21 protein-coding genes and 5 pseudogenes are annotated in these 21589 nt (G+C 69.5%); 12 read left to right on the forward strand and 14 right to left on the reverse strand.

What is annotated here, in order from left to right:
• The first annotated feature begins 209 nt into the window (after positions 1–209).
• From ACFV8T_RS36015 to ACFV8T_RS36035, 5 genes are all read left to right on the forward strand, one after another.
• Positions 210–689, forward strand: coding sequence for a hypothetical protein (locus ACFV8T_RS36015; protein WP_385335806.1), 480 nt, complete (start codon positions 210–212; stop codon positions 687–689).
• A gap of 55 nt (positions 690–744) precedes the next feature.
• Positions 745–873, forward strand: a complete 129-nt coding sequence (locus ACFV8T_RS36020; protein WP_385335808.1) for a hypothetical protein — start codon at positions 745–747, stop codon at positions 871–873.
• A 20-nt stretch (positions 874–893) separates the two neighbouring features.
• The gene (locus tag ACFV8T_RS36025) at positions 894–1754 is read left to right on the forward strand and encodes an alpha/beta fold hydrolase (RefSeq protein ID WP_385335810.1); all 861 of its coding nucleotides are present in this window, start codon (positions 894–896) and stop codon (positions 1752–1754) included.
• Positions 1755–1889: 135 nt separating this feature from the next.
• Complete coding sequence (locus tag ACFV8T_RS36030; RefSeq protein WP_385335812.1) at positions 1890–2144, forward strand: hypothetical protein; 255 nt, start codon at positions 1890–1892, stop codon at positions 2142–2144.
• Entirely contained in the window at positions 2141–2515 is a 375-nt protein-coding gene (locus tag ACFV8T_RS36035; RefSeq protein ID WP_385335814.1) for a PIN domain-containing protein, read from the forward strand. The genes ACFV8T_RS36030 and ACFV8T_RS36035 overlap by 4 nt, the downstream gene beginning before the upstream one ends.
• 37 nt (positions 2516–2552) lie before the next feature.
• On the opposite strand, the gene ACFV8T_RS36040 is transcribed toward ACFV8T_RS36035, so the two are convergent.
• The gene (locus ACFV8T_RS36040) at positions 2553–2825 is read right to left on the reverse strand and encodes a DUF6225 family protein (protein ID WP_385335815.1); all 273 of its coding nucleotides are present in this window, start codon (positions 2823–2825) and stop codon (positions 2553–2555) included.
• Between the two features lie 214 nt (positions 2826–3039).
• On the opposite strand from ACFV8T_RS36040, the pseudogene ACFV8T_RS36045 reads away from it, so the two are divergent.
• Positions 3040–3310: pseudogene (locus ACFV8T_RS36045) on the forward strand (Ku protein); the annotation flags it as partial.
• Here ACFV8T_RS36045 and ACFV8T_RS36050 read toward each other — a convergent pair.
• Complete coding sequence (locus tag ACFV8T_RS36050; protein ID WP_385335943.1) at positions 3225–4082, reverse strand: zeta toxin family protein; 858 nt, start codon at positions 4080–4082, stop codon at positions 3225–3227. The pseudogene ACFV8T_RS36045 and the gene ACFV8T_RS36050 sit on opposite strands and share 86 nt — an antisense overlap.
• A 260-nt stretch (positions 4083–4342) precedes the next feature.
• The gene (locus tag ACFV8T_RS36055) at positions 4343–4903 is read right to left on the reverse strand and encodes a zeta toxin family protein (RefSeq protein WP_385335817.1); all 561 of its coding nucleotides are present in this window, start codon (positions 4901–4903) and stop codon (positions 4343–4345) included.
• Positions 4904–5287: 384 nt separating this feature from the next.
• On the opposite strand from ACFV8T_RS36055, the gene ACFV8T_RS36060 reads away from it, so the two are divergent.
• Complete coding sequence (locus ACFV8T_RS36060) at positions 5288–6544, forward strand: IS110 family transposase (protein WP_385335945.1); 1257 nt, start codon at positions 5288–5290, stop codon at positions 6542–6544.
• Between the two features lie 752 nt (positions 6545–7296).
• A complete protein-coding gene (locus tag ACFV8T_RS36065) occupies positions 7297–7665 on the forward strand; it encodes an SH3 domain-containing protein (protein WP_385335819.1) in 369 nt (122 codons plus the stop codon).
• Between the two features lie 433 nt (positions 7666–8098).
• On the opposite strand, the pseudogene ACFV8T_RS36070 reads toward ACFV8T_RS36065, so the two are convergent.
• Together ACFV8T_RS36070 and ACFV8T_RS36075 are read right to left on the reverse strand one after the other, a co-directional pair.
• Positions 8099–8602: pseudogene (locus tag ACFV8T_RS36070) on the reverse strand (transposase); the annotation flags it as partial.
• On the reverse strand, positions 8557–9129 hold the full coding sequence (locus ACFV8T_RS36075; protein WP_385335947.1) for a winged helix-turn-helix domain-containing protein: 573 nt from the start codon (positions 9127–9129) through the stop codon (positions 8557–8559). The pseudogene ACFV8T_RS36070 and the gene ACFV8T_RS36075, both read right to left, overlap by 46 nt.
• Positions 9130–9421: 292 nt before the next feature.
• Between ACFV8T_RS36075 and ACFV8T_RS36080 the strand changes: the two genes are divergently transcribed.
• Positions 9422–9802 carry a hypothetical protein gene (locus ACFV8T_RS36080; protein WP_385335821.1) on the forward strand — a complete coding sequence of 127 codons (381 nt, stop codon included), beginning with the start codon at positions 9422–9424 and terminating at the stop codon, positions 9800–9802.
• Between the two features lie 11 nt (positions 9803–9813).
• Complete coding sequence (locus ACFV8T_RS36085) at positions 9814–10389, forward strand: TetR/AcrR family transcriptional regulator (RefSeq protein WP_376220966.1); 576 nt, start codon at positions 9814–9816, stop codon at positions 10387–10389.
• Positions 10390–10867: 478 nt separating this feature from the next.
• Here the strand turns inward: ACFV8T_RS36085 and ACFV8T_RS36090 are convergent.
• Positions 10868–11032: pseudogene (locus ACFV8T_RS36090) on the reverse strand (transposase); the annotation flags it as partial.
• 126 nt (positions 11033–11158) lie between these two features.
• A pseudogene (locus ACFV8T_RS36095) lies at positions 11159–11878 on the reverse strand (IS6 family transposase).
• A gap of 279 nt (positions 11879–12157) precedes the next feature.
• Here ACFV8T_RS36095 and ACFV8T_RS36100 point away from each other — a divergent pair.
• Both ACFV8T_RS36100 and ACFV8T_RS36105 read left to right on the forward strand, forming a co-directional pair.
• Positions 12158–13825: a serine/threonine-protein kinase gene (locus tag ACFV8T_RS36100; protein ID WP_385335823.1), complete on the forward strand. Its 1668-nt coding sequence runs from the start codon at positions 12158–12160 to the stop codon at positions 13823–13825.
• A gap of 215 nt (positions 13826–14040) precedes the next feature.
• Positions 14041–14283, forward strand: a pseudogene (locus ACFV8T_RS36105) (transcriptional regulator); the annotation flags it as partial.
• A gap of 53 nt (positions 14284–14336) precedes the next feature.
• Here the strand turns inward: ACFV8T_RS36105 and ACFV8T_RS36110 are convergent.
• From ACFV8T_RS36110 to ACFV8T_RS36140, 7 genes are read right to left on the reverse strand one after another with little or no spacing between them, the layout of a single operon-like run.
• Positions 14337–14942, reverse strand: a complete 606-nt coding sequence (locus tag ACFV8T_RS36110; protein WP_385335953.1) for a hypothetical protein — start codon at positions 14940–14942, stop codon at positions 14337–14339.
• A gap of 2 nt (positions 14943–14944) precedes the next feature.
• A complete protein-coding gene (locus ACFV8T_RS36115; protein WP_385335825.1) occupies positions 14945–16765 on the reverse strand; it encodes a DNA/RNA non-specific endonuclease in 1821 nt (606 codons plus the stop codon).
• Positions 16762–17655 (reverse strand): sensor domain-containing protein, encoded by an 894-nt coding sequence (locus ACFV8T_RS36120; RefSeq protein WP_385335827.1) that lies wholly within the window; start codon positions 17653–17655, stop codon positions 16762–16764. The genes ACFV8T_RS36115 and ACFV8T_RS36120 overlap by 4 nt, the downstream gene beginning before the upstream one ends.
• Before the next feature lie 37 nt (positions 17656–17692).
• Complete coding sequence (locus ACFV8T_RS36125) at positions 17693–17920, reverse strand: hypothetical protein (protein ID WP_385335829.1); 228 nt, start codon at positions 17918–17920, stop codon at positions 17693–17695.
• A gap of 54 nt (positions 17921–17974) precedes the next feature.
• Positions 17975–19921 (reverse strand): hypothetical protein, encoded by a 1947-nt coding sequence (locus tag ACFV8T_RS36130; protein WP_385335831.1) that lies wholly within the window; start codon positions 19919–19921, stop codon positions 17975–17977.
• Positions 19918–20889: a protein phosphatase 2C domain-containing protein gene (locus tag ACFV8T_RS36135; RefSeq protein ID WP_385335833.1), complete on the reverse strand. Its 972-nt coding sequence runs from the start codon at positions 20887–20889 to the stop codon at positions 19918–19920. The genes ACFV8T_RS36130 and ACFV8T_RS36135 overlap by 4 nt, the downstream gene beginning before the upstream one ends.
• Positions 20886–21569, reverse strand: coding sequence for a hypothetical protein (locus tag ACFV8T_RS36140; protein WP_385335835.1), 684 nt, complete (start codon positions 21567–21569; stop codon positions 20886–20888). Before ACFV8T_RS36140 ends, ACFV8T_RS36135 begins: the two co-directional genes overlap by 4 nt.
• Positions 21570–21589: the final 20 nt, after the last annotated feature.

A 21589-nucleotide genomic window follows, 5' to 3' on the forward strand; every position in this document is an offset into this window, starting at 1 on the left:
GCGCTCCCCGATCGCTTACGAAAACACCTTCCGCCCAACAACAACTACCCTGACCCGAGCCGCATAGACGTGTTCAAGATCCGGGGTCAAGGCCCCTGCGGGACACCAGCGCACATCTGTACATGGACTACTGACCTGGGAGGGGCGATGACCGACAATTCCCACAGTGCATCGGCCCGCTGCGTTGCCGCAGTCCAGGAGGAGGGGCAGTGATCGAAGACTTCTTCGCACGAGTGGAGGGCCGGTGGCCGGCGGGCCGGGCCGAGGCCACCCCGGCCACCGACGACCGGGACGTCGCCGTGCTCTGGTACGACGCCCTGCGCGAGCAGGGCATCGAGGGGATCGTCTGCAAACGCGGCAGTGTCGGCTACCCGTCAGGTCAGCGACGGCGGTTGAAGGTTCGGCACGCGGACACGGTCGACGCCCTGGTGCTGGGCTTTACCGGCCCCCGGCTCAGACCGCACCATCTGGTCCTTGCGGTGGGGGACGAGGGCGGGCCGGCCAGGATGTCCGCGCGCCTGGAGCCCGTCCTTGCGACTCGTGTCAGTGAGGCATTGAGCGGCACGGTCGTGGTGGGGGAGAGGACGGCAGGGGGCGAGCCGTACACGCGGGTGGAGACGGATCTGGTCGTGGAGGTGCTGGCCGGGTCTGGCCGGCACGGCACCCTCACCGCGATCCGGATATGGTGAGGGTGCCGTGCCCGCTGGTCAAGCGGCGACCGGGCAGGGCACACGGTGACGTTCAGTGGATGCCGGCTGTGGTTTCTTCGGCATCGACGAGAAGACCGCCATCCGCTACGCGAACTCCGCCCGGCAGCTGCTGGACCTGGTCCCGAGGACAACGGGCGCGAAGTGCTGTGGCACGTCCGCGTGAGCGTTCTCTACGGTGAAGCCATGCCCACCGAACCAGCCCCGGGTCAACCCGTACGCGCGCACCTCACCACTCCCGACGGGCGGCGCCTCTCGTACCTCGACTTCGGGCCGGCAGAGGGAAGGCCCTTGCTCGGGTTGCACGGACACCTTGGCGAAGGAGCTGACTTCGCGGACCTCGCCCGCGACCTGAGCCCCGACGGGTGGCGGGTGGTCGCACTGGACCAGCGAGGGCACGGGGACTCCGACCGGGCGAAGCAGTACGACCGGAACGGATACCTCGACGATCTGAGCCTCCTGCTCACACACCTGGGCCTTGATCATCAGCCCCTGCCCGTCCTGGGGCACTCCCTCGGTGCCATCAACGCCTACTACCTGGCCGCGGCCCGACCTGACGCGGTAAGCGCCCTGATCAACATTGACGGGCCTGCGCACCTGCCACTTGTGAACCCCGCCCCGCTGTCCGTACTGCTCGGCCTTCCGTACTCCGCCCCCACACGCGAGGAACTCCTAGCCGCCTGCGGCTCCCTGACACCCTTGCTGGAAAACGGACTCCGACCGCACCACGACGGGTGGCGGCTCGGCTCTCACCCCACGGACATGATCGACTCCGACACCCACGTACTTGGCAACCACTGGCACCAATGGCTGGGCTCCCACTGCCCCGCGCTGCTCCTGCACGGCACGGCCAGCACCGTGCTGCCCACCGCGCAGGCCCGCGAGATGGCATCCCGACGCCCCGGCACCGCCCTGGTTGAACTGAACGCCGACCACTGGCCTCATCTACGGAGACCGAAGGAGTCGGCGGTTGCAATCCGCCAATTCCTCTCCGCACTACCGACAGGACTTGGCCCTGGCGGTGACCGGTCTCAGCGTCCGTGGTGAGCTTCCAATGGCCTGGCCTTGCGGCCTACCGGCGACCGCTGCGGCGCCGGTAGGCCGCAGGTGCGCTCCGTGCCGCGAAGCCTGTGGTCCGACAGCACTCTCCCTCAATGTTCTACCGGCGGTAGAGTCGGTGGTATGAGCAAACCGACGAGCATCAAGACCAGCGAGGAAGTGCGCGACCGGCTGCGGGTCCTCGCCGCTGAGCGCGGTACCACCATCACCGAGCTCCTGGAGGAGCTCGCCGGCCGCGAGCTCACGGGAGCCGAGCGTGAGCAGCGTGCTGTCGAGGCTGCCAGGGAGCTCGGCATCGAGTACACCGAGCGGGTCCAGCAGGCTGGGCAGGATGCCTGGGCGAGGATCCGCGCGCATCAGGGCGGCGCCGCCGCGTGAACCTGACGGTCGTCCTGGACCACACCGCTCTGGCAGCTCTGTATCGTGCGGATCCCTTCTTCGCCGGCCTGTACATCGAAGCCTCCCGCGGCACCGGCCGCGTCATCGTGCCGTCGCTATCAGTCCTCGCTGCGGAGCGGAAGGTCACGGGTGCGGGCCGGCACGCGGCGTCACTGCGGTTCGCGGAGAACGTCCCGTTCACCGCCGGGCATGCGGTGGATGCGATGGACTGGAGGAACGTGGACTGGCCGGTGGCTCACGCGGCTGCGATCGCCTGGCACGCGGTGAAGGCGGGGAACCCGGTGACGGTCCTGTCGCTGGAGCCCGAGCTGTACGCGGGTACCGGCATCACTCCGCTGAACCTCACCTGATCCCTTGCCTGGGTGAGGCGCCGCGGCGGGTACCGGTTCAGTCCAGACGGTCGTAGGCGCCCGGCTCCCAGTCGGCGAACAGCGTCAGCGCCTCCGCCGTCTCGGTACGTTCCGGCGCCGTGGAAGTGGCCGGCCACCAGTTCTCCACCTGATGCGCGTCCACGAGGACGAAGTCCCGGTACCCGTCGAAGTCGCCGGGGTCGCCTGCCACCCCGATATGGACGGGCGCGTCATCGGGCAGGCCCTTGAGCGCGTCGCGAAGCTGCGCGGCATTCCAGATTTGCGGGGTGTGTTCGAAGGTGTCGGTCATGGGCACAGCGTGCCGGACCGGACAGCACTGCTGGCGCAGACACGGCCACGCCCCGGGCCCGAGCACCGATCCAGGCCATGGCCCGGGGTTCGCGAGCGGCGCAGACCGGGCCCACGCCGGCAGCCGTGCCCCCGGCGACCACGACAAGGGTGAGCAGGCGTCGGGCAGGGAAGGAGACAAGGCACGGCATCGCAGGTCGAGGTGGTGACCCAGGATGGCCAGACCCGTATGGACAGGGATCGTCTCATTCGGGCTTGTCTCGCTGCCGGTCGCTCTGTGACACCGCGACCGACAGCCATACGATCCGCTTCCACCAGCTGCAGCGCGGCACCGCGGACCGGATCCGCAACCGGCGCGTCAACGAGCGCACCGGCGACGAGGTGGACCTGGACGAGATCGTCAAGGGCTACGACACCGGCAGCGAGTACGTGATCGTCGAGCCCGAGGAGCTCGACGACATCGCGCCGGGGCGGTCCAAGGCCCTGTGGGCATCAGTGGCCAGGCCAGTGCGGCGATGTCGACCAGGTCCAACCGGTACTGCGGCAGCTCGCCCTTCAGTCGCTGGAGGGTTGCGAAGAGCTGGGCCGCTTCGGCCGCCGTGTACGGGCGGTGCTGCTCGGCCTCCAGGACGTCCCCGCCCCGGGGCGTTCTGTTCCAGGCCCCGTCCGGGGTGCGCTCGTTGCGGTACACCGCGGTCAGGTCTCTGCGGATGACGGAGGTGCAGTGCACGTACGGCGAGTGCTCGGCCGCGCGGACCACGTCGGGAACGACCTGGAAGGTCGTGTCGTGGGCGGCGGCCGCGGTGAACCTCGGGGTTCCGCCCAGGCGGGCCACCTCGGCGCACCGGGTCGCGGTGCCCAGCCGGCTGTCCGCGGCGCGCGCCCCGATCACGACCAGCTCCACGCGGCGGCCCTCCCGGTGATGGCGGCGCGCACCGTCGAGGAAATGGCTGACGCTGTCCGGGGCGATCTCGATCAGCATGTCCCCGCGGCGCGCCCGTACGTACGCCTCGGCCATCTCCTGCCAGGCCCGGTAGTCGGGCCTGATGCGGGCGGAGGCCGTACGCGGTTGCTCCTCGAGGAGCCGGCGGTAGTCGGGGTGCATCGCTTTGAAGGTGCCGCCCTCGATCCGGGTGGGCCTGCGCCGGCGCAGCGCGCGGCGCAGCATGCGCGCCGTGTGGGTCTTCCCGGATCCCTGCGGGCCCATCACGTACAGGGTGACCGGGTCGTCCTGCGGGGTGATGGAGTTCAGGTACATCGGGACGATGAGCTCGTCGAAGATCCACGTGTGCTCGCTGGGGGACAGGCGGTGGTAGTCGATGCCGGGCGGGCCCGTGAGCGGCTGGGCGATCCGGCGTACCGGCTCGGCCAGCGCGAAGGCGCGCTCCAGCCCACCGGCCACCGTCAGACGGCGTTCCGGCGTGAGCACGGCAGGGTGCAGCCGCTGCTCCGCGCCGGAGAGTTGGTGGCGGAAGCGCCAGGTCTCCGGCCCTGTCCACGGCCGGGCCCAGTCCGCGGTCAGCGCCTGGGGCGCGGCCGGCGCACGAAGCCAGGAGGTGTTGTCGGGAGCTCGTTGCGGTACAGGGCCTGAAGGCCGCGCCGCGCCACCATGACCTGGTCCGCCATCCGCTCGGCTTCGACGGCCTGTAAGAAGAGCGGCAGGTTGCGGGCGCACTGGTCGAAGTTGCCCCAGGAGACGTACCGGCCGACGCCCTCCTCGGCGACCTGCGTCAGGTAGCGGTCCAGGCCGCTGAGTTGTGCGGTGGCCTCCGCCACCAGCTCGACGCGGTAGCCGGCTGCGCGGTAGGAGCGGGCCGTCGCGCACGCCTCCTCCAGGTCGGCGACGGGCTCTTCCAACACGATGTCGAACCGCTTGTTCCGTGCGTACGCCTCGACCTCCGCCTGCCACCGCAGGACGTCCGGACGGATCCGCACGCCCGCCGTGCGGTCATCACTCCGCAGGAGGTCGGCGTAGTGGGGGTGGGCCCTCTTGTAGAGGTCGCGCCCGATCAGTACCGCGCCGCCCCGCCGGGCAAGGACTGCCAGCAGGAGGTCGCACAGCCCGGTGGCTTCGTACACGACAGTGAGCAGCGTTCTGACAGCAGTTCGGGAGGCGCTGCGGAGGCTAGCCCGCTTCGAATGTTCACGGCTTTGAGTAGCAGCTCGGGGCGTAGGTGAGGTCGGCCGCCTGCCGCTCCCAGAAGGGCCGGGCAAAAGCGCTGGCTACGGGGGCAGGTGGTCCGTCGGTGCATGTGGTAAGGCTTCCTCGGGCCTCAAGCCCCCCATTACCTTCTTGGTGGCCTCGCAATGGGGCGCCCGGCCTCCGGAGTTGGCATGACTTTCTCCCCCTGTTGAACGCATGGCCAGGGGGTGGTGTCACCGGCTCCGGAGGCATCGACAGACCGCTGATTAGGGGCATGACCACCGGCTTGTCCGCAAGTCGGGAGGCTCTTCGTAATGTGGATGTGGCGATCGGTGCCGTGGGACGGCTGGGCAGGGGACGACCGGAGGACGCACGTGATCGACACGAGTGACATCGGCGCTTTCCTCGGCCTGGACGTCGGCAAGGGCGAACACCACGCCACCGCCGTCACCCCGGCCGGGACGAAGGCCTTCGATAGGCGGCTGCCCAACAGCGAACCCAAGCTCCGCGAGGTCTTCGGGAAACTGCAGGCCAAGCACGGCATTGTGCTCGTGGTGGTCGACCAGCCGGCCTCCATCGGGGCCCTGCCCCTGGCGGTGGCCAGGGACATGGGCTGCCCGGTCGCCTATCTGCCTGGGCTGACGATGCGGCGGATCGCCGATCTCTATCCGGGCGAGGCCAAGACCGATGCCCGCGACGCCTTCGTCATCGCCGACGCGGCCCGCGTCATGCCGCACACACTCCGCTCGGTCGACCTCGAAGACGAGACCATCGCCGAGCTGGAGATGATCGTCGGGTTCGACGATGACCTGGCCGGCGAAGCAACCCGCGTCAGCAACCGGCTCCGCGGCCTGCTGACGCAGATCCACCCGCACTTGGAGCGAGTCCTTGGCCCGCGGATCCAGCACCCGGCCGTCCTGATGCTGCTGGAGCGGTTCGGGTCCCCGGCCCAGATCCGCAGAGCCGGTCGCCGTCGACTGATCACTTTGATACGTCCGAAGGCGCCGCGGATGGCCGAGAGACTGGTCGAAGAGATCTTCACCGCCCTGGACGAGCAGACCGTGGTCGTCCCGGGCACGGACGCGGCCGCACTGATCGTCCCCAGCCTGGCCGGCTCGCTGACCGCCGTCCTCGACCAGCGCAAGCTCCTCGCGGCCAGGATCGAGGAACTGCTGGCGAACCACCCTCTTTCCAAGGTCCTGACGTCCATGCCGGGGATCGGCGTCAGGACCGGAGCCCGCATCCTCATCGACGTCGGCGACGGCAGTTCGTTCCCCTCCGCCGCCCACCTTGCCGCCTACGCCGGCCTCGCCCCAGCGACCCGGAGCTCAGGCTCGTCGATCCGCGGCGAACAACCGTCCCGGAGAGGAAACAAGCAGCTCAAACGGGCCTTCTTCCTCTCCGCGTTCGCGGCCCTGGCCGACCCGGTCTCCCGGGCCTACTACGACAAGAAGATCAGCCAGGGCAAGCATCACACCCAAGCCCTCCTCTGCCTCGCGAGACGACGAGCCGACGTGCTCTTCGCGATGCTCCGCGACGGCACCTTCTACGAGTCCCGGGCCGCCATGTCAGGCTGATCCTCATCACGATCACCACAAACAGCGCAGTCGTATTCGTCAATCGAGTCGATCACGACTGAGTGACCGCAGTAGTCGCACGGACGCATGCCCTCATCAACCGACTCCTGCTCAGGCGCTCCATCGCTCATGCCAGCCAGAGTGCCAGGTGAACTCACGCCCGACACCGACCTGACCACCTTGACCAAACCCATAGGGGCACCCCCCCCGGGAACGGGCCTGGTTCGCCCTCTGCCGGGCGCCTGAGGGGCTTGTGTGGCCGCCGGGGCGGCCGGGCTCATGGGGCTGCACGCTCCGTGATCACCGTGGCGCAGGCAATGCCCTGCATCTGCTGTCGCGGTGTAGCCGGTGCTGCGGGTCGACGGCGATGCCGTGGATGACGCCGACCTCGGGGTGCGCGGTCTGCCCGTCCGGACCGAGCTGGGTCGGGCCTCGGTGAGCACGACCCGCGCGCCCTCCTCCACCAGCTGCTTCTCGCAGGCGTCGAGCAGCGTCGAGGCGACTCCCCGTGAGACCGGTGCGCTGGAGGTCGACCCGCATCGGTCTACCATTGCAATTGACGCTGCGCCATGAAGTGTCGCAGGATCGAGCCGGATAGGGAGATCTTGCTCCCCTTTCCGAATAGGAACATTCAACGGGGCCCACCTGACGTGCTGTTACGTCGGCGCAGTTCGGGAGAAGCGCGAATCGCTGCAACAAGCCCGTCGGCTTCTTCTGGTGTCAGGCCCCCTACACCATCGGGGAATATTTCAATGCACAAGCATCTCAGCAGCTCGCGCCGGACCGGGCGAGTAGCCGCGTCTGCGGCCATCACCCTCCTCGTCGCGGCTGGTGCCACGCTCGCCACCGTCTCCCCGGCTGCCGCCGTCGGGACGTCGGCCTGCACTAACTACCGGTACGACTGGAACGCCACGATCAACACCGCCTCCGTGAACTTCCGCAGCGGGCCGGGTACCTCCTACTCGTCCAAGGGCCTTCTGGCCAAGGGGACCAAGCACCTCATGCGCTGCTTCAGCTCCTCCAAGCCCGCTGGCTACTCCTGGAGCTACATCAAGGTCACATCGGGCCCCCACACCGGCGTGTGGGGCTGGGTCCGCGCGGACCTCAGCACCCCGGCGTAGGAATCGCGCGGCCGCCGCACCCGGCACGACAGCCGTGCGGCCCGAACGATGAAGTGGGGAGCCGACGCCCGACCCCGGGCGCGGCTCCCCACAGCACGTCAACGGCGGGCAGCCGACGCCCGGCCGCCCGCCCCGTTCCCCGCGCCCGCCCGCGAGGAACTCGCCGTCGCCGAGCCCGGCACGCCCACGCCTGGCCACCAGGCCCCAAGGACGGCGCGATCCCCGAGCAGGTCGCCGCCGAGCTCGGGGTGAGCCGCTCCACCCTGTACCGGGAACTGCGCAAACACCCCGAGAGCACCACCGTCGAACAAGTCGCACAGGAGGGCTGATCAGCCACCCATCCCACATCCCTACTGTGCGATGTGTCGGTTTCATGTCGGTGAGCTGGTGGCAGTGACGGGTGATCAGGTGGGCGTCTTCTTGCAGGTCTCTGGCTTATGGCGACGGCTGCTATGAAGCCGTCGAGGGTGTCTGGCCGGTATTGAAGGCGTTTGAGCCGGTTGCGTACGAGGACTTCAAGCCTGTCCAGGGCGACGACGGCGAGGTTTGCCAGGCTGCGTTTGACGTGCGCCCGCACCCCCTCGACCGGGTTCAGGTCGGGCGAGTAAGCGGGCAGCAGGAACACCGTCAGCCATTCCCGTGCGTCGATCAACTCTCGTATCGTGCGGGAGACATGGGTGTTGAGCCGGTCCCACACCAGCACGATCGGTGCCTTGATGAGCTGGTGGGTGCCGTCGACCAGGGCGATGAAGTCGCGCTCGCTCATGCTGCGGCGCTTGCCCTTGCCCGAGGGGTGGGTGCGCAGGCGGTGGCAGAGTCGGGTGCGGGAGCCGGGCCGCATCGCAATCAGCCCGGCCACCGACAGGCGTCCCGAGCGCCGTCCGCTCACCGTCACGACCGGGGTGCGGCCGCGTCGGCCCCAGGTCCGGCCTCGCAGGGGTCTGCGGGTGAAGCCTGCCTCGTCCTCGAAGCAGATGTAGCCCCCGCAGGCCGCCCGTGCTCTTTTACCTCCGCCCAGGTCGCCTCCTTCCACACGGTGACAGCCTGCTCGTCGCGCTCGGCGACCCGCCGGGCGGGGACCTGCGGGGAGAACCCGAGCCGGTGCATCAGCCGGGTGGCACCCGAGACGCTGTAGGAGACGTGGAACTTCCTGCCGATCAGCGTGGTCACCCGAGCGGCCGTCCACACCTGGTCCTCCACCCAGCCGTGCGCGGCCGGCCCCTGTTGGAGATACACGGCCAGCTTCTCCAAGCAGCGCGGGGACAGGCGGCACCGCGACCCGCTCGGACCACGGGAGGCCAGAGCCTGAACACCGCCCTCCCGCCACCGTTGGTGCCACTGGTAGGCCGATTTCAGGCTCACCCGCAGCCGCCGCGCGGCCTCCGGCGGCTTGATCCTCTGCTCGAACAGCTCGGCTGCCTGCATACGCACCGTCTCCCGGCGCCGACGTCCCGCGGCGGTCAGCCCGCCCCCATCCGCATACCTCACACACCACGGGATACAGCCACCACTCCAGGCCCTTCAGGGACTTCGCGCAGATTCACCCCAACGAGCCGAGGTCAGTACAGGTGGCTCACTGTCATGAAGGCGGTACATCGTAGCCACGGCCTGGACCACACGGCAGAAGGAAAAGTCAGAACTTGCGGCAGGTCGCCAGCTCTCCGCCCCACCGTCGCACCAGCGTCACCGGTGGCGCCTCATGGGATGTCGCGCAGACAGGTTGCATTTCCTTATCCACCCGGATAACTTTATCCGGGTGGATAATAATCTCTACGGGTGCGTTCGCGCCCTGTTCGTCACCGTGCTCGCCATCTCCATCGCCACCCTCGGCATCGCCGCCCTCATCGGTGGCAACGCCGCCGTGTGGATCCGCAGCATCATCGTCACCGCGATCGCCGCCGTGCTCATCTCGTTGGCAGGGAAGGCATCCCGCGGCAGCCGCGCCGCTTACCTGCGGATGCGGTTGATGTCCACCGTCGCGCCGCTAGCAATCATGATCATCATCGCCCTGCCGCACGACGGCTTCCCGATCTGGATGAAGGTCGAACAGGCCGTCGTCGGCGTCTTGCTGCTGGCGGTCGCGGTCATCGTGGGCCGCAAGGACGTACGCCAGGCCTACCCCAAGGCCGGTGAGTAGGCCCGATGAGTATGACCACCCGTCAGGCGGCGACCGCAGCCCGCAAGGACCAGATCATCCGTGCCGCAATCGCTTTGCTGGCCGAGCGCGGCTACCAAGCCACCACCTTCGAGGCCATCTGCGACAAGGCAGGACTCAGTAGCAAGCGACTGATCACCTACCACTTCTCCAGCAAGGACGAGTTGTTCGCAACCGTGGCCGACCAAGTTGTCGCCGACGCCGAAGCACACATGCAACCCACCCTCGACGCCGCAACCGGCGCCCGCGAACTACTCGCTGCCCTCATCCAGACGAACGTGGCATTCATCGCAAGCCATCTCGAACAGATGCGAGCGCTCCAACAGATCGTCCTCAACGGCGACCACGCCTGGGACCGGCACCACCTCGAGTCGCTGAACCGACTGGCCGGCCTATTCGACAACGGCCAGCGCACCGGCGCCTTCCGGCCCTGCAACTCGCAGATCATGGCGGCGGCGCTACGAGCGTCGCTCGACAGCACATACGGGCTGCTTTCCGCCGGCGTCGACGCCGAACTATGCGCGAAGGAACTGGTCGAGCTCTTCGACCGCGCCACCCAGCCCGCATGAGCACACGCACATCCTCGCCTGCACTACCTGTCCCGGCGAGTTCTCGAACGGCTTCTTCGGTATCTGAACGAAATAGGAGACGGGTCCTCTTTCCGCCGCGCAACTGTCAGGGAGGCGGCGAGGAGGACCCGCAACCACAACCTACCGACGCCCCCACCCCGGCGTTCCCGGACACTCCGCCATCCCTGCGCGCGTCACCCGATCAGTGGCTCCCGATCTCGCTGGCGCCGGTGATGTCGAGTCGGTCTTTGACCAGGTGGCGGCAGGCGCCCTCGATGATTCCCGTCGCGATGGGCCAGCCGCGTTCCAGCGCGGTGTCGTAGCGCAGGTAGCCGATGGCGTCGTCGATGCCTTGCGGCGGTTCTTTTTCAGCCGGGCGGCGCGGGCGGCCTTGTCGAGGGAGGTCGCGACCTGTTCGGCGCCGCCGCCGAGGATTGTGCGGGCGTGACGGGCGACGAAGGTTCGGCGGCCGGGAACCCCGCAGCTGGCCGCCGGTGACCTCGGTCGCGTCGTCCACCGGTCCCAGCCGGACCGCGTCCAGGATCGCGGTCCAGGACGTGGCACCCGGCTCCAGCACGGCCACGAAGGAGTAGGGCCAGCCCGGAATGAACCGCGACGCCGTCTTCGCCCGGCCATAGACGTGGGTGCGCCCGTCGCGGCCGAGGTCGGCGGCCAGGGCGGCTGACCGAGGGCGCTGTCACGTTGTTGGTTGCGTGGGTCTCTGACGGTGCGTTGGGGCGTAGTGGGGGCCGGGGTTTCGGGCTGGTGCTCAGGCTTCGGCGGGCTGGTCGGCGGCGCCGGTGGCCTGGTCCCAGCTCGCGAAGCGGATGGTCGTCTCGGCTCGGTAGCCGGGGGCACTCATCAGGTGGTGGCGGGGCCGGAAGTGCGGTGAGATGCCACTGAACGCGGACAGGAACCGCTAGGCCCCGCCGGTACTGCGGAAGCCCTTCATCGCGCGTTCACGCTGCCTCGTCGGCTGATGACTGTTCTCGGCCCGGTTGTTCAGGCCCTTGTGTGAGCGGTGCTCGACCGAGGGCATGACCTCGCGGTGGGCCGCGCCGTAGGAACGGAGCTTGTCGGTGACGATCACCCTCGGTACCGAACACGTCTTCTTCATAAGGCGGCGGAAGAACCGCCTGGCCGCAGCGGTGTCCCGCCGGTTCTGTACGAGGATGTCGAGCACGTTGCCGTCCTGGTCGACGGCCCGCCACAGGTACTTCTGCTCTCCGTTGATCTTGAGGAAGACCTCGTCCAGGTGCCACTTGTCCCCGGGCCGGGGCTGCCGGCGGCGCAGCGCGCCGACGTAGGCCTGCCCGAACTTGGCGCACCAGCGACGGACCGTCTCATAGGAGACGGCGACACCGCGCTCGAGCATCAGCTCCTTCACCTCGCGGAACGACAGCGGGGAGCGGAAGTACAGCCACACGCAGTGGGAGATCACCTCGACCGGGTACCGGTGCCCCTTGTACGACGGCGGTGCGCTGTCCACGGACGACCCCTCCCACCATGACCAACCAGAAGATCATCCCACCCGGTCAGTCAACGTGACAGTGCCCAGTCTTGAGCATGGAGATTTCCATGACCCAGTGCAGAAGGCCCAGCCGTCCAAGATCTTGGGCCAGAAGGTAGTACTGGATCCACGCCGCCTTGCCGACGCAGCGTCAAGTCGGCAGTCCTCACGGCGCCGGGCTTGCTGTTGGGCCCGGTGCCATTTGGGTACCGGAGTAATGTCGGGAGGTCAGATACATTCTGAACGGGGGCTTGTGTGGTGCAGGACCAACTTCTCGGGGGCCGTTACCGGCTGATTCGTCAGCTGGGTGAAGGTGGCATGGGCCAGGTGTGGGAAGCGCACGACGGCACCCTGGAACGCCTGGTCGCGGTAAAGGTGATCACCCTGCTGTCCGGCGGCGGCAGTCGGGGCGACGAGGCGCGGACCCGGTTCCTCCGCGAGGCACGGATCACCGCCCTGCTACAGCATCCCAACATTGTGACCGTCCACGACCTCGGCCAGGCCGAGGTCGAGGACGGCAAGGCCCCTTTTCTAGTGATGGAGCTGCTCCGCGGCGAGGGGATTGACGCAGTGCTGCGTCGCGGACCGGTTGGCCTGTCCGAGGCGGCCGAGTGGGGCGCGCAGATCTGCGACGCGCTCGCCGAAGCGCACCGGGCCGATGTCCTGCACCGGGATATCAAGCCGTCCAACATCCAGGTCATGCCGTCGGGGGCCGTGAAGGTCCTGGACTTCGGCATCGCGCGGGCGGCCGACCCGTACGCAACGGCGGACCGGCTCACCCAGACCGGCTTCATCGTGGGAACGCCCCCGTACATGGCCCCCGAGCAGGCCCGCGGACGCCCCGAGGCACGCAGCGACCTGTACGCGCTCGGCTGCCTCCTCTTCGAGATGATCACCGGTCGACTGCCATTCCAGGCCCCGGACACCCTCGGCTACATCACGGCCCACCTCACCCAGGAGGCACCCGCCCCCAGTTCGATCGCAGAGGGAATCCCGCCGACCTGGGACGAGGTCATCCTCACACTGCTGCGCAAGGACCCGCGCGAGCGAGACACCAGCGCAGGCGAGCTCGCCCGCGTCCTGCGGCAGCTTGGGCGCGCCTCCTGGCACCCGCCGACATTGGTGGACCGGCGCGGTGCAGCCGCCGAGTTGGCAGCAGCGCGCAGGCATCAGATGCGGGAGTTAGCCGCAGCGCTTTGGCGTCTCGAGCACAGACGTGCTCAAGAGCGGCGGCAGCAGCAGCATGAGCTGGAGCAGAGGCAGGCGCGGAAGCCGGAACAGAAGAGGGATCGCAAGGAACCGCCCCGGGACGCCTTCGCGTTGAGCGTGAGGGACCGCCGTCCGGGAGAGTTTCCACGCGCGTTGCGCTGGCATGTCCCAGGACTCTGCTTGAAGCTGCTAATCGGCGCGATGGTACTGATCCTGTGGGCAGCGATCTACTACCAATTCCACCCAGAGGAAGGCTGGATTCCCGTCGGACCGGATTACGGCGTGATCGCCATTATGGTGCTCGTGTGCGCGGCCTGGGAGCACGTCTTGGTGACGGACAAGAAGAATCACTGGCAGAGCAGGACCCGCCTCGACGCGGGGCATCTCACCATCGAACAGGAGGTCAAGCGGCACGGGCAGATGCGCGTCGCCGTGTTCTCTATCCCCTGGGCGTCGATCGACCGGATCGGGATCCAGGGGAATGGGTGCGAGGCCCCACTCGTCGTCTGGTTCCGCGCCGACAGCAGGCCCACGAAGGAGTGGATGCAGCGGACCGGCGTCAGGCGCCCCGCGGCCGGGGACTGCTTGATCCTCTGCTACCCGGCTCGCGTCGCCTACGGGCTGTGGCCCGCGAGGGCCGTGATCCACCAGCTGCGCACGGAGCTCGCCGCGTATGCCGACGGCAAGCACGTCCTGCCCTCCGAGCGCCTGGTCTGAGACTGGCCCGAAGACAGCTCCCGGGGCGTCATAACGAACTCGACCAGGTAGCCGCCCCGGCAGGTAGTCAGCTTCTGCAGCATTGCGGGCACATAAGCCGTGGGCTGGGATTGGTGTTCGTGCAGGCGTAGGTCACCCGGCGGGCCACGACCAGGACGAAGCCCGCGAGGCGCTGACCGCCGCCTACCCGCTCATGCGCGAGGGCGCCGACGCCGTTGGAGGAGAGGCGCCGGCCGTCGACCGCGAACCTGGACCGCATTGAGGCCGCCTACCGCCAGGTCCGTCGCCAGAACGTCGCCCGGCACTTGCTCCGGCGCCTGAACGCCGACGGCGGGACCCGGGTGGAGATCCACCCGCTGAACCAGTCGCAGGTACCCCGCCCGCTCCAGCGGATGGCGGAGTACCGCGCGATGAACGTCCGCCGCTGGGACCGCATCGTCGAAGCCTGGTCGGCCGGCAGCGGGCCGCCCCCGGCACCCGAAGGCACTGGGGGCGGCGGACATGCCAGCAGTCATTCCCAAGGGTTGGTCCCTGACTCCCACGCGGCTTCCTCGTCCTGGTCATGCAGGAATCGCGGCCGGGTGACACCTCGGAGGGAGGTGTCGCTGATCGGCCACTCCTCGAACCCGTCACGCAGCAGCCGGAGCAGGAATTCGGCCATTCCGCCCGGGTACACGGACCAGGCGAGTTCGAAGCGCGAGTACACCGCGACCGGCCACCGGTCGGGGTCCGAATCAGCGGCAATCCAGGCGAAGGTGTCGGCCGCGGTCGTCTCTCCCCAGATGAGGAGGTCCTCCAGGCGGTACTCCCCGGCTTGGACGGGAGCAGCCCAGTTGTTCACGGTCGTGTCGGCGAGCGCGTGAGGTGCGAGCGGTGAGACCTTGTTCTGATGCAACTCTTCAGAAGTGACGGCGGGAGTGCGGATTCCCACCATCTCCTCGATCGAACCGTGGCCGAACAGTGCCACGAAGGCCCGGTAGTCGGCCGGGAAGAGGCGACCATACACCGCCTCGGACGCGTTCCAGTCGATGGCGTCGCCGCGGGTCGGCCCGATGACCGTCAGTTCCTTCGCGAGGTCCGTCACCACGGCAGGCCCCCGGCTCTGTTCGTCGCTCATTTCTACGGTTCCCATTCGGTCGGGGCGTCTTTGCCCATGTTGTGCCACTGCTGGTCCTTCAGGCTGAAGATGTCGTTGGGGACGTAGTTGTTGAAGAGTGTCACCGCTCCGACGCCGGGCGTGTACTTGGTGGCCTGCATGTGGAATTGCGTCGGGACCACCCTTGTCCCGTTGTACTCCGGGGTCACGGTGTAATGGACGACCACACCACGCTCATTGTTCAGCACCTTTCGAACTTCACCCTCGTAGTAGGCCATGTTCCCGGTGTGGTGAGGCGGCGATCCCCCCTGCTTCGTGGAGTTTGCCGTACGGGAGCACGTGGCGAGGTTGTCGTAGCCGGTGCCCGAGCCACCGAGCGAACCGGCCAACAGGTGGCAGGCGTTGCGCCAGAACTGGGCAGGCCGGTCGCCGAGGCCGGCCGCGTATATCGCCGCCCAGCGGTATGCGGGTGGAGCCACCGTCTTGGGGGCGGTGCGGGTTCCCTTGTTGTTGTCGATGAAGTCCTTGGTGAGGCATGCCTCCGCGCCTTGGGCACGGCCGGACCGGTCGACCGGCAGGTATGTGCGCCATCCGCCACCGAAACCGCTCCGGCAGTCGGCAGGATCGGGATCGGGGGACGGCGGGTTCGAGGGGCCGGGCTGGGACAGGCTCGGCGCTTCCTCGACGGACGTGACCTCGTCGACGACGCGCTGCTCGCCGGCCTGGTGGACGACGAGCCCGCCGGATGCCAGCACCTCCGGCGCCGGGGCCGGGAGGGCGGCCGTCCCGGGCGCTCGCACCCGCAGCGCCGTGTAGTGTCCGTTGGGCTTGCGGACCAGCCCGTCGTAGGTGACGGACGGGCTGCCGAGCGCCGCCGCCTGCGCGGCCGGGAGCCGCCGGACGGCTTCGGGTGTCAAGTACGCCATGCCCGGTCGCATGTCGACGGTAGTCCCGCTCTGCTTCGCATACTGCTTCAGTGCAGAAGTCCGGGGCTGCCGGTAGGGGGTGTCGCCGGTGTCCTCGTCCTGGCTGACGGACCGGTTGCCGGCCTGCGGGGCTGGAGCAGGCGCGTCCCCGCCCCGGTCCATCGCGGCCGCCGGGTTCGACGGAGCGGAGGCGAAACTCTGGATCACCTGCGACATCTGCGCGAGCAGTTGCTGGCTCTGGGACTGGAGCTGCTGTGCCTTCGTCCTGAGCCCGTCGGCCTTGGTGTCGTTGGCCTTGGAGGCGGCGCCGAGCCGGGAGGACCTGGCGTCGACCTGGGAAGCCTTCTGCTTGATCTGGCTCTCCTCGCCCTGGATCTTGTCTTCCACGGCGTTTTCCTTGCTCTTCTCGGCCTCCAGTTGGCGCGCCTCGGCGTCGTAGGCATTGGCTGCGGCCGCCTGCGCCGGCAGTCTGAACCTGTTCGGTTTGGCGTTGTGGGCGGCGATCTTGCCGTGCAGGGCCTTCGCGCGTTTGTTGTGGCCGCTGATCTCCTGGCTCACCGCGGCAACTCTGGTGTTGAGCGCGGTCTTGCTGTCGCGGATGGCGGCGGACTCCTTGGTGATCCGCTCCGCCTCGGCGACCACGGCCTTCTCCTGCTGCGCCAGCTTCGCCGCCTGCCGGTTCGCCTTGTCGATCTTCTCGAAGAGGGTCGCCAGGGCGGCCTCGAAGCCCCCGGGCGCCACCAGGGGAACGGGGGCGAGCGTGCCCGCCGGTGCTGCAGCCGCCACGGCGTCGGACGCCGCGATCGTATTCACCCCTGCGGCGACGATCGGCGCCAGGAGCGCCATCAGCACGAGCTGGACGATGCGGGGCAGCATCCGCCGGCGGCGCGCGGCCGTCCTGCGCGGGGGCGGGGTCATCCGGTCACCTTCCCTGCGAGCCCGTCGGCGATCTTCGAGGTGGTCGGCGCGCCGTCACCGGCCTGACAGACGGCGACCTGCACCAGGCTCGTGTCCTTCACCCGCGCCTGGTGGTAACAGGCCCAGCCCGCGGCGCCGTCCTGGGTCGCCTTCCACGTCACGACGACCGCGAACGGCGCGTGCGCCGTGTAGGCCCACTTCGACGTACGTCCGGCCTGGTCGGTGAGTGTCGAGGACGGGCACTTGGTGAGGCCGGCGGCGAGCGTGCGGAAGGCCGCGGTCGCCTTTTTGCTGTCCGGGAACACGCCGATCACCTGGTTCACGGTGTAGCTGCCCGAGCCTGCGGCGTCCTGGTAGGTCGCCGACAGGAACGCCTTCCACGCCTGCCCGTAGACCGACTGCGTCGTCGGTCCGGCGGCGATGACGCATTCCGACGGGGTCACGGCGAGCGGGGCGTGCGGCCGGTTCGACTGGGGCCCGGCCACCACCGTCGTTCCGGCCAGTTTGCTGACGCTGTCGGCGCTGAGCAGGTCCGCCTGGACGGTTCCCTCGGCGATGTGCGGCGGGAGGCCCGTCGGCTTTTGTGGCCAGAACCACCACCCGATGCCGGCCAGCAGGAGGCAGGGCATCACCGCGGCCACCAGCAGCCGCCAGTGGCGCAGCACCCCAACTCCCCGGCGCGCTGCCCGCGCCCCGGGCGGGGTCACCGCCCCGGGCGGTGTCACCGACGCGGGCGGCGGCTGGGCGCCCGGCCCGGCAGCCGGTTGAACGGGCACGGACGGCGCCGCGCCGTCGTCGCGGCCGAGCTGGGGTGGCACCGCGCGTGGCGTCTGCTGCCAGGTGGGCGGCGCCGGTGCGGCCGGGTCCTGGTTCCAGTAATGCTTCGTCATGACGTCCTCCTGGTGGCGGTGCTCGGGTTAGCGCCGTTCATCGGCTGCACGAGACGGCGAGGACGAACAGCAGGAACAGCACGGCGAGGACGCCGAGGCAGCCGCTGCCGCCCTCCGGGTTCTTGGTGTTGGCCTCGACCGTTCCGCCGGGGCACAGGCCGGGGTGGCGGTCGGTGTAGTGCGTGATCTGCGCCCGCTCGCCCTGGGACTCGGTGCCCCAGGAGGTCTTGAAGTCGCACTCGCCGCACCGGTAGCGGTATGCCATGTCGGATCCTTAACTTTGTCGGTGGGATGGTGGATCGGTTGCCGCGCGGCGGGGTCAGCGCCAGCGCCAGCAGACGGTGTAGCCGAGGTTGTGGAACTCGTTGGAGCGCCAATAGGTGGAGGCGTCCTGGCCGCAGAACGCGGGGTGGTTCGGCGTGCTGGTGCGTCCGGTGACGTAGACGTTGGAGCGGTCGCAGCTGCCGACGTTGGTGAAGGTGGAGCCCGACTTGAACAGGCATTCGCGGACGGTGGCGTAGCCCGCGTCATCGGGGAACACCATGGACAGGCACTGCAGGACGTCTTGGTCGGCGCCTTTGGGGCCGGAGACGGTCCGCCACTGGTTGTAGTGGGGCCAGCTGTCGCACTTGGAGTGGTCGCTGGTGCCGCGGTAGACGGCGAGGACCTTGAAGGCGCCGGTCCGGCAGGACAGCAGCGACCACGGGCCCGCGCCGTTCGGCCCGAAGACGCAGTCGCCCTGCCGGGCGTGGTAGGAGTCCCCGCCGGAACTCTGGTAACTGAGGCACAGGACCCGCGAGTAGCGCTTGGAGCTGACGCTTTCGTCGTTGTCGGGCACGTTGGCGCAGCCGTCCAGGTCGGTGCTGCCCTCGTTAATCCGGACGACCTTGAACGTCCCGGTGGTGCAGGTGGTCGGGGTGAGGTCGGCGTGACCGCTGGTCCCGGTGTCGAAGAAGCAGTCGCCGACGCCCGCGGTGGCGACCGGATCGGTCGGACTCGGGCTCGGGGTGGGCGTGGGTGTCGGGGTCGGGGTCGGGGTTCTCGGACGGGTGCTGCTGAGGGTCGGATCGGGCTGCGGGGTCCGGTACGAACTGCCGGCGGAGGGCGACGGGTGACTGGCCATCCGCGGGTCGCTGTCGGCGGCCGAGCGGGCGTCGGCCGGGTGGGAGTCGTCACGGTGGGCCACGAACAGCAGCACTGCCACGACGGCGGCCACGGCGGCGAGCACCTTGCCGACCCGGGCCGCTGTGCTGCCCACTCCCGCGCCACCTGCTGCCGAACCCGTCGAACCTGCTCCGCTGTTGACGTGTGGTCGCGGGGCAGCCAGCCCGGTCGGCGGCTTCGGCTGCGCTCCCCTGGCTGCTTTCGGCCCGTGGCTGGGCTCCAACTTGTTGGAAGCAGAGGCCAGTTGCTCGGACCAGGCGGCGGGCGTCGGCCGGGCGGCCGGGTCCGTTCCGAGCGAGGCACGGGCCAGGGCGCCGAGGGCCGGGTCGATCGCCGCCAGCGCGGCCGGGTCGGTGGTGCTCTGGTCGCGGGCGAAGAGGCGGACGGCGAGCAGGGCGAGCTTGTAGGTGTCGCTGTGCCGGGTCGCCCGTTCCTCGCCCGCGGGGACGTGCCAGTCCGGGGTCTCGGCCTGCGGCAGTACCGTCGCAAGGTCGGTGCGGGCCGCGTCACAGTCGATGAGGAAGCATTCGGGCTGCGGCGCGAGGGCGAAGAGCAGGTTCTTTGGCGAGAGGTCGCCGACGGCGACGCCGAGGCGGTGCAGCCGGTCGAGGGTGGTCGCGAGGTCGGCGAGCAGCCGCAGCCGGTTCCGGTCGGTGACGGTCAGTCCGATCCCGGCGACGTAGGCGTCCTCGTTGAGGAGGTACTCCAGGGTGGCGAGCCTGGGCGAGCCCTGGTTGCCGGCCGCCAGGGTCCGGAGCGTGAAGCGGAAGCGGTCGGGGGCGGCCCGCATCAGGAACCCGCACGTCTGTCCGCCGCGCCGGACCACGGCGGCCGGCCAGGCGGTCTTCTCGCACAGCCAGCGTCCCTGTTCGCCGGTCAGCCGCCCAGGCAGTGCGACCGCGGCGGCCAGCGCGGCGGCGTCCACCTGCGGCAGCACCGCAGGGGCGTACTCCTTGTAGACGACCTCCCAACCGCCGTCGGCCGCTAACTCGTTGATGTGCTTGTTGCGCACCGAGTGGACCGATCCCTGGCCTCCTCGGCCGAGTTCCCCGTCCAGGGCCAGCGTGGCGAACTCGACCGGGCCGGCCGGCCGCGCGCTCACCTCGCTCCCTCGGCCCGGGGCCAGATCGCCAGCAGGGTGCGGTCGTCGTCGAAGGTCTCCCGGGTGAAGTCCAGCACGTGGCCGAGCCACAACGGCGGCGGTGGCGAATCGAGGTGACGGGCAAACAGCTCCCCGACCCTGCCGTCGCCCTCGCCTAGCGGGTCGCCGAACCCGTCGGTGCCGACCAGCAGCATCCACGGCTCGGCCAGCCGTCCGACGGCGGTCTCCGGCCGGTCGGGGACCAGGGGAAGCGGGGAGACCTCATTACTGACCAGCGGCGTGCCCGGTACGGCCTTGCTGCCGAACAGCGGGTGATAGCCGCCGCCGGCCCGGTCGAGGAGCCACGCCCCGGAGTCGCCGATCCGGAACACTTCGGCCTCCAGGACGTCGCCCGCGGCACGGACCACCCCCGCCACCAGGGTGGTCGCGTACAGCCGGGCCACCTCGGCCGCCTGCGGCGCGGCGACGCCGAGCCGCCACCGCGCCAGTTCGCGCAGCCGTTCCGCGGCGTGGGCCGCGACGTCGGCGCCGTCCAGCCGCTCCGCGCTCCGGTCGAGCAGGTGCAGGATGCGTTCGACGGCGGCCCGGCACGCCTCGACGGCGCCTTGGTGGGACTCGGCGGCGCTGGACACGCCGTCGGCGACCGCGAAGACGATGCTGCCGGTGGCCTCGTGCACGGCGGCGCGCGCCGCGTCCTGGCGCGGCTGCCGGTAGTAGCGGTGCTTGGCGCCGCGGACGGAGGCGAACCGCAGGGTGAGCCGGTCGGTGGACCAGCCCTCGCACTCGCTGTCGGGGAAGTCGAAGGCGTACTGGCTGGGCGGCCGGGCCTCGAACTCCAGACCCGGCACGTCCACGGTGATCCGCTGCCACGGCACCAGGTCCGGTCCGGTCGCCGGGGGCGGCCCGGCGGGCCTCGGGGGCGCCGCCGGCGGCACGGGGTCCGGGTCGCCCCGGCGGGCGGGCGTCACCTGCCGACCTCGTCGATGGCCATGGTGAACTGGTCGGGCCGGTTCACCACCAGCTGCGGGTTGGCCGAGTTCAGGGCGTGTCCGGAGGCCACCAGGCTCATGGTGAGCGAGTGGAAGAACTCCGAGATCGCCCGGCCGACGTCGGTTCCGGACTTGGCGAGGAAGGCGAACTCGGGGCGGGTCGCGACCTTGACCATGGTCTGCGCCCAGGCGTCGCCGAGACCGCAGGCGATGATGTTCGGCGCGGTCGGCGTGCGGTCCCGGTCGGTCAGCTCCGCGTGCGGCGCGTGCCAGGACGAGCCGTCGGTGGGCTGGCCGTCGCTGAGCAGGAAGACCACCGGGCGGTGCACCCGGTAGCCCTCGCCGCGCAGCCACTTCACGTCGTGGGGGATCCGCTGCAGCAGGTCCTCGAAGACGGCCTGGTAGTTGGTCACCCCTCGGATCACCAACCGGGGCACCGTGGTCTCGGTGCGCATGTCGGCCACCGCGAGCCGGACCTGGACGTCGTCGGAGAAGCCCAGCACGGCCAGCCGGAGCTTGGCCGCGACCATCGGCTCCGCCCGCAGCTTCTCGCACAGCGACGCCACCCCGTCCCCCAGCTCCCGCTGGTACGGGGCCATCGAGCCCGACTCGTCGGCCACCACGTAGGCCGGCAGCAGGACGCCCTTCGCCTCCGCCATTGCAAACACCGCCTTTCTCA

This window comes from Streptomyces sp. NPDC059832 (genome assembly GCF_042731715.1).
In the GTDB taxonomy this organism is placed as follows: domain Bacteria; phylum Actinomycetota; class Actinomycetes; order Streptomycetales; family Streptomycetaceae; genus Streptomyces.

Bases quoted from the DNA above. Each gene is read 5' to 3' on its own strand.
- ACFV8T_RS36025 (WP_385335810.1), top strand. From the start codon at position 894: ATGCCCACCGAACCAGCCCCGGGTCAACCCGTACGCGCGCACCTCACC.
- ACFV8T_RS36030 (WP_385335812.1), top strand. From the start codon at position 1,890: ATGAGCAAACCGACGAGCATCAAGACCAGCGAGGAAGTGCGCGACCGG.
- ACFV8T_RS36040 (WP_385335815.1), bottom strand. From the start codon at position 2,825: ATGACCGACACCTTCGAACACACCCCGCAAATCTGGAATGCCGCGCAG.
- ACFV8T_RS36050 (WP_385335943.1), bottom strand. From the start codon at position 4,082: ATGTACCTGAACTCCATCACCCCGCAGGACGACCCGGTCACCCTGTAC.
- ACFV8T_RS36060 (WP_385335945.1), top strand. From the start codon at position 5,288: ATGTGGCGATCGGTGCCGTGGGACGGCTGGGCAGGGGACGACCGGAGG.
- ACFV8T_RS36065 (WP_385335819.1), top strand. From the start codon at position 7,297: ATGCACAAGCATCTCAGCAGCTCGCGCCGGACCGGGCGAGTAGCCGCG.
- ACFV8T_RS36085 (WP_376220966.1), top strand. From the start codon at position 9,814: ATGACCACCCGTCAGGCGGCGACCGCAGCCCGCAAGGACCAGATCATC.
- ACFV8T_RS36110 (WP_385335953.1), bottom strand. From the start codon at position 14,942: ATGAGCGACGAACAGAGCCGGGGGCCTGCCGTGGTGACGGACCTCGCG.
- ACFV8T_RS36115 (WP_385335825.1), bottom strand. From the start codon at position 16,765: ATGACCCCGCCCCCGCGCAGGACGGCCGCGCGCCGCCGGCGGATGCTG.
- ACFV8T_RS36120 (WP_385335827.1), bottom strand. From the start codon at position 17,655: ATGACGAAGCATTACTGGAACCAGGACCCGGCCGCACCGGCGCCGCCC.
- ACFV8T_RS36125 (WP_385335829.1), bottom strand. From the start codon at position 17,920: ATGGCATACCGCTACCGGTGCGGCGAGTGCGACTTCAAGACCTCCTGG.
- ACFV8T_RS36140 (WP_385335835.1), bottom strand. From the start codon at position 21,569: ATGGCGGAGGCGAAGGGCGTCCTGCTGCCGGCCTACGTGGTGGCCGAC.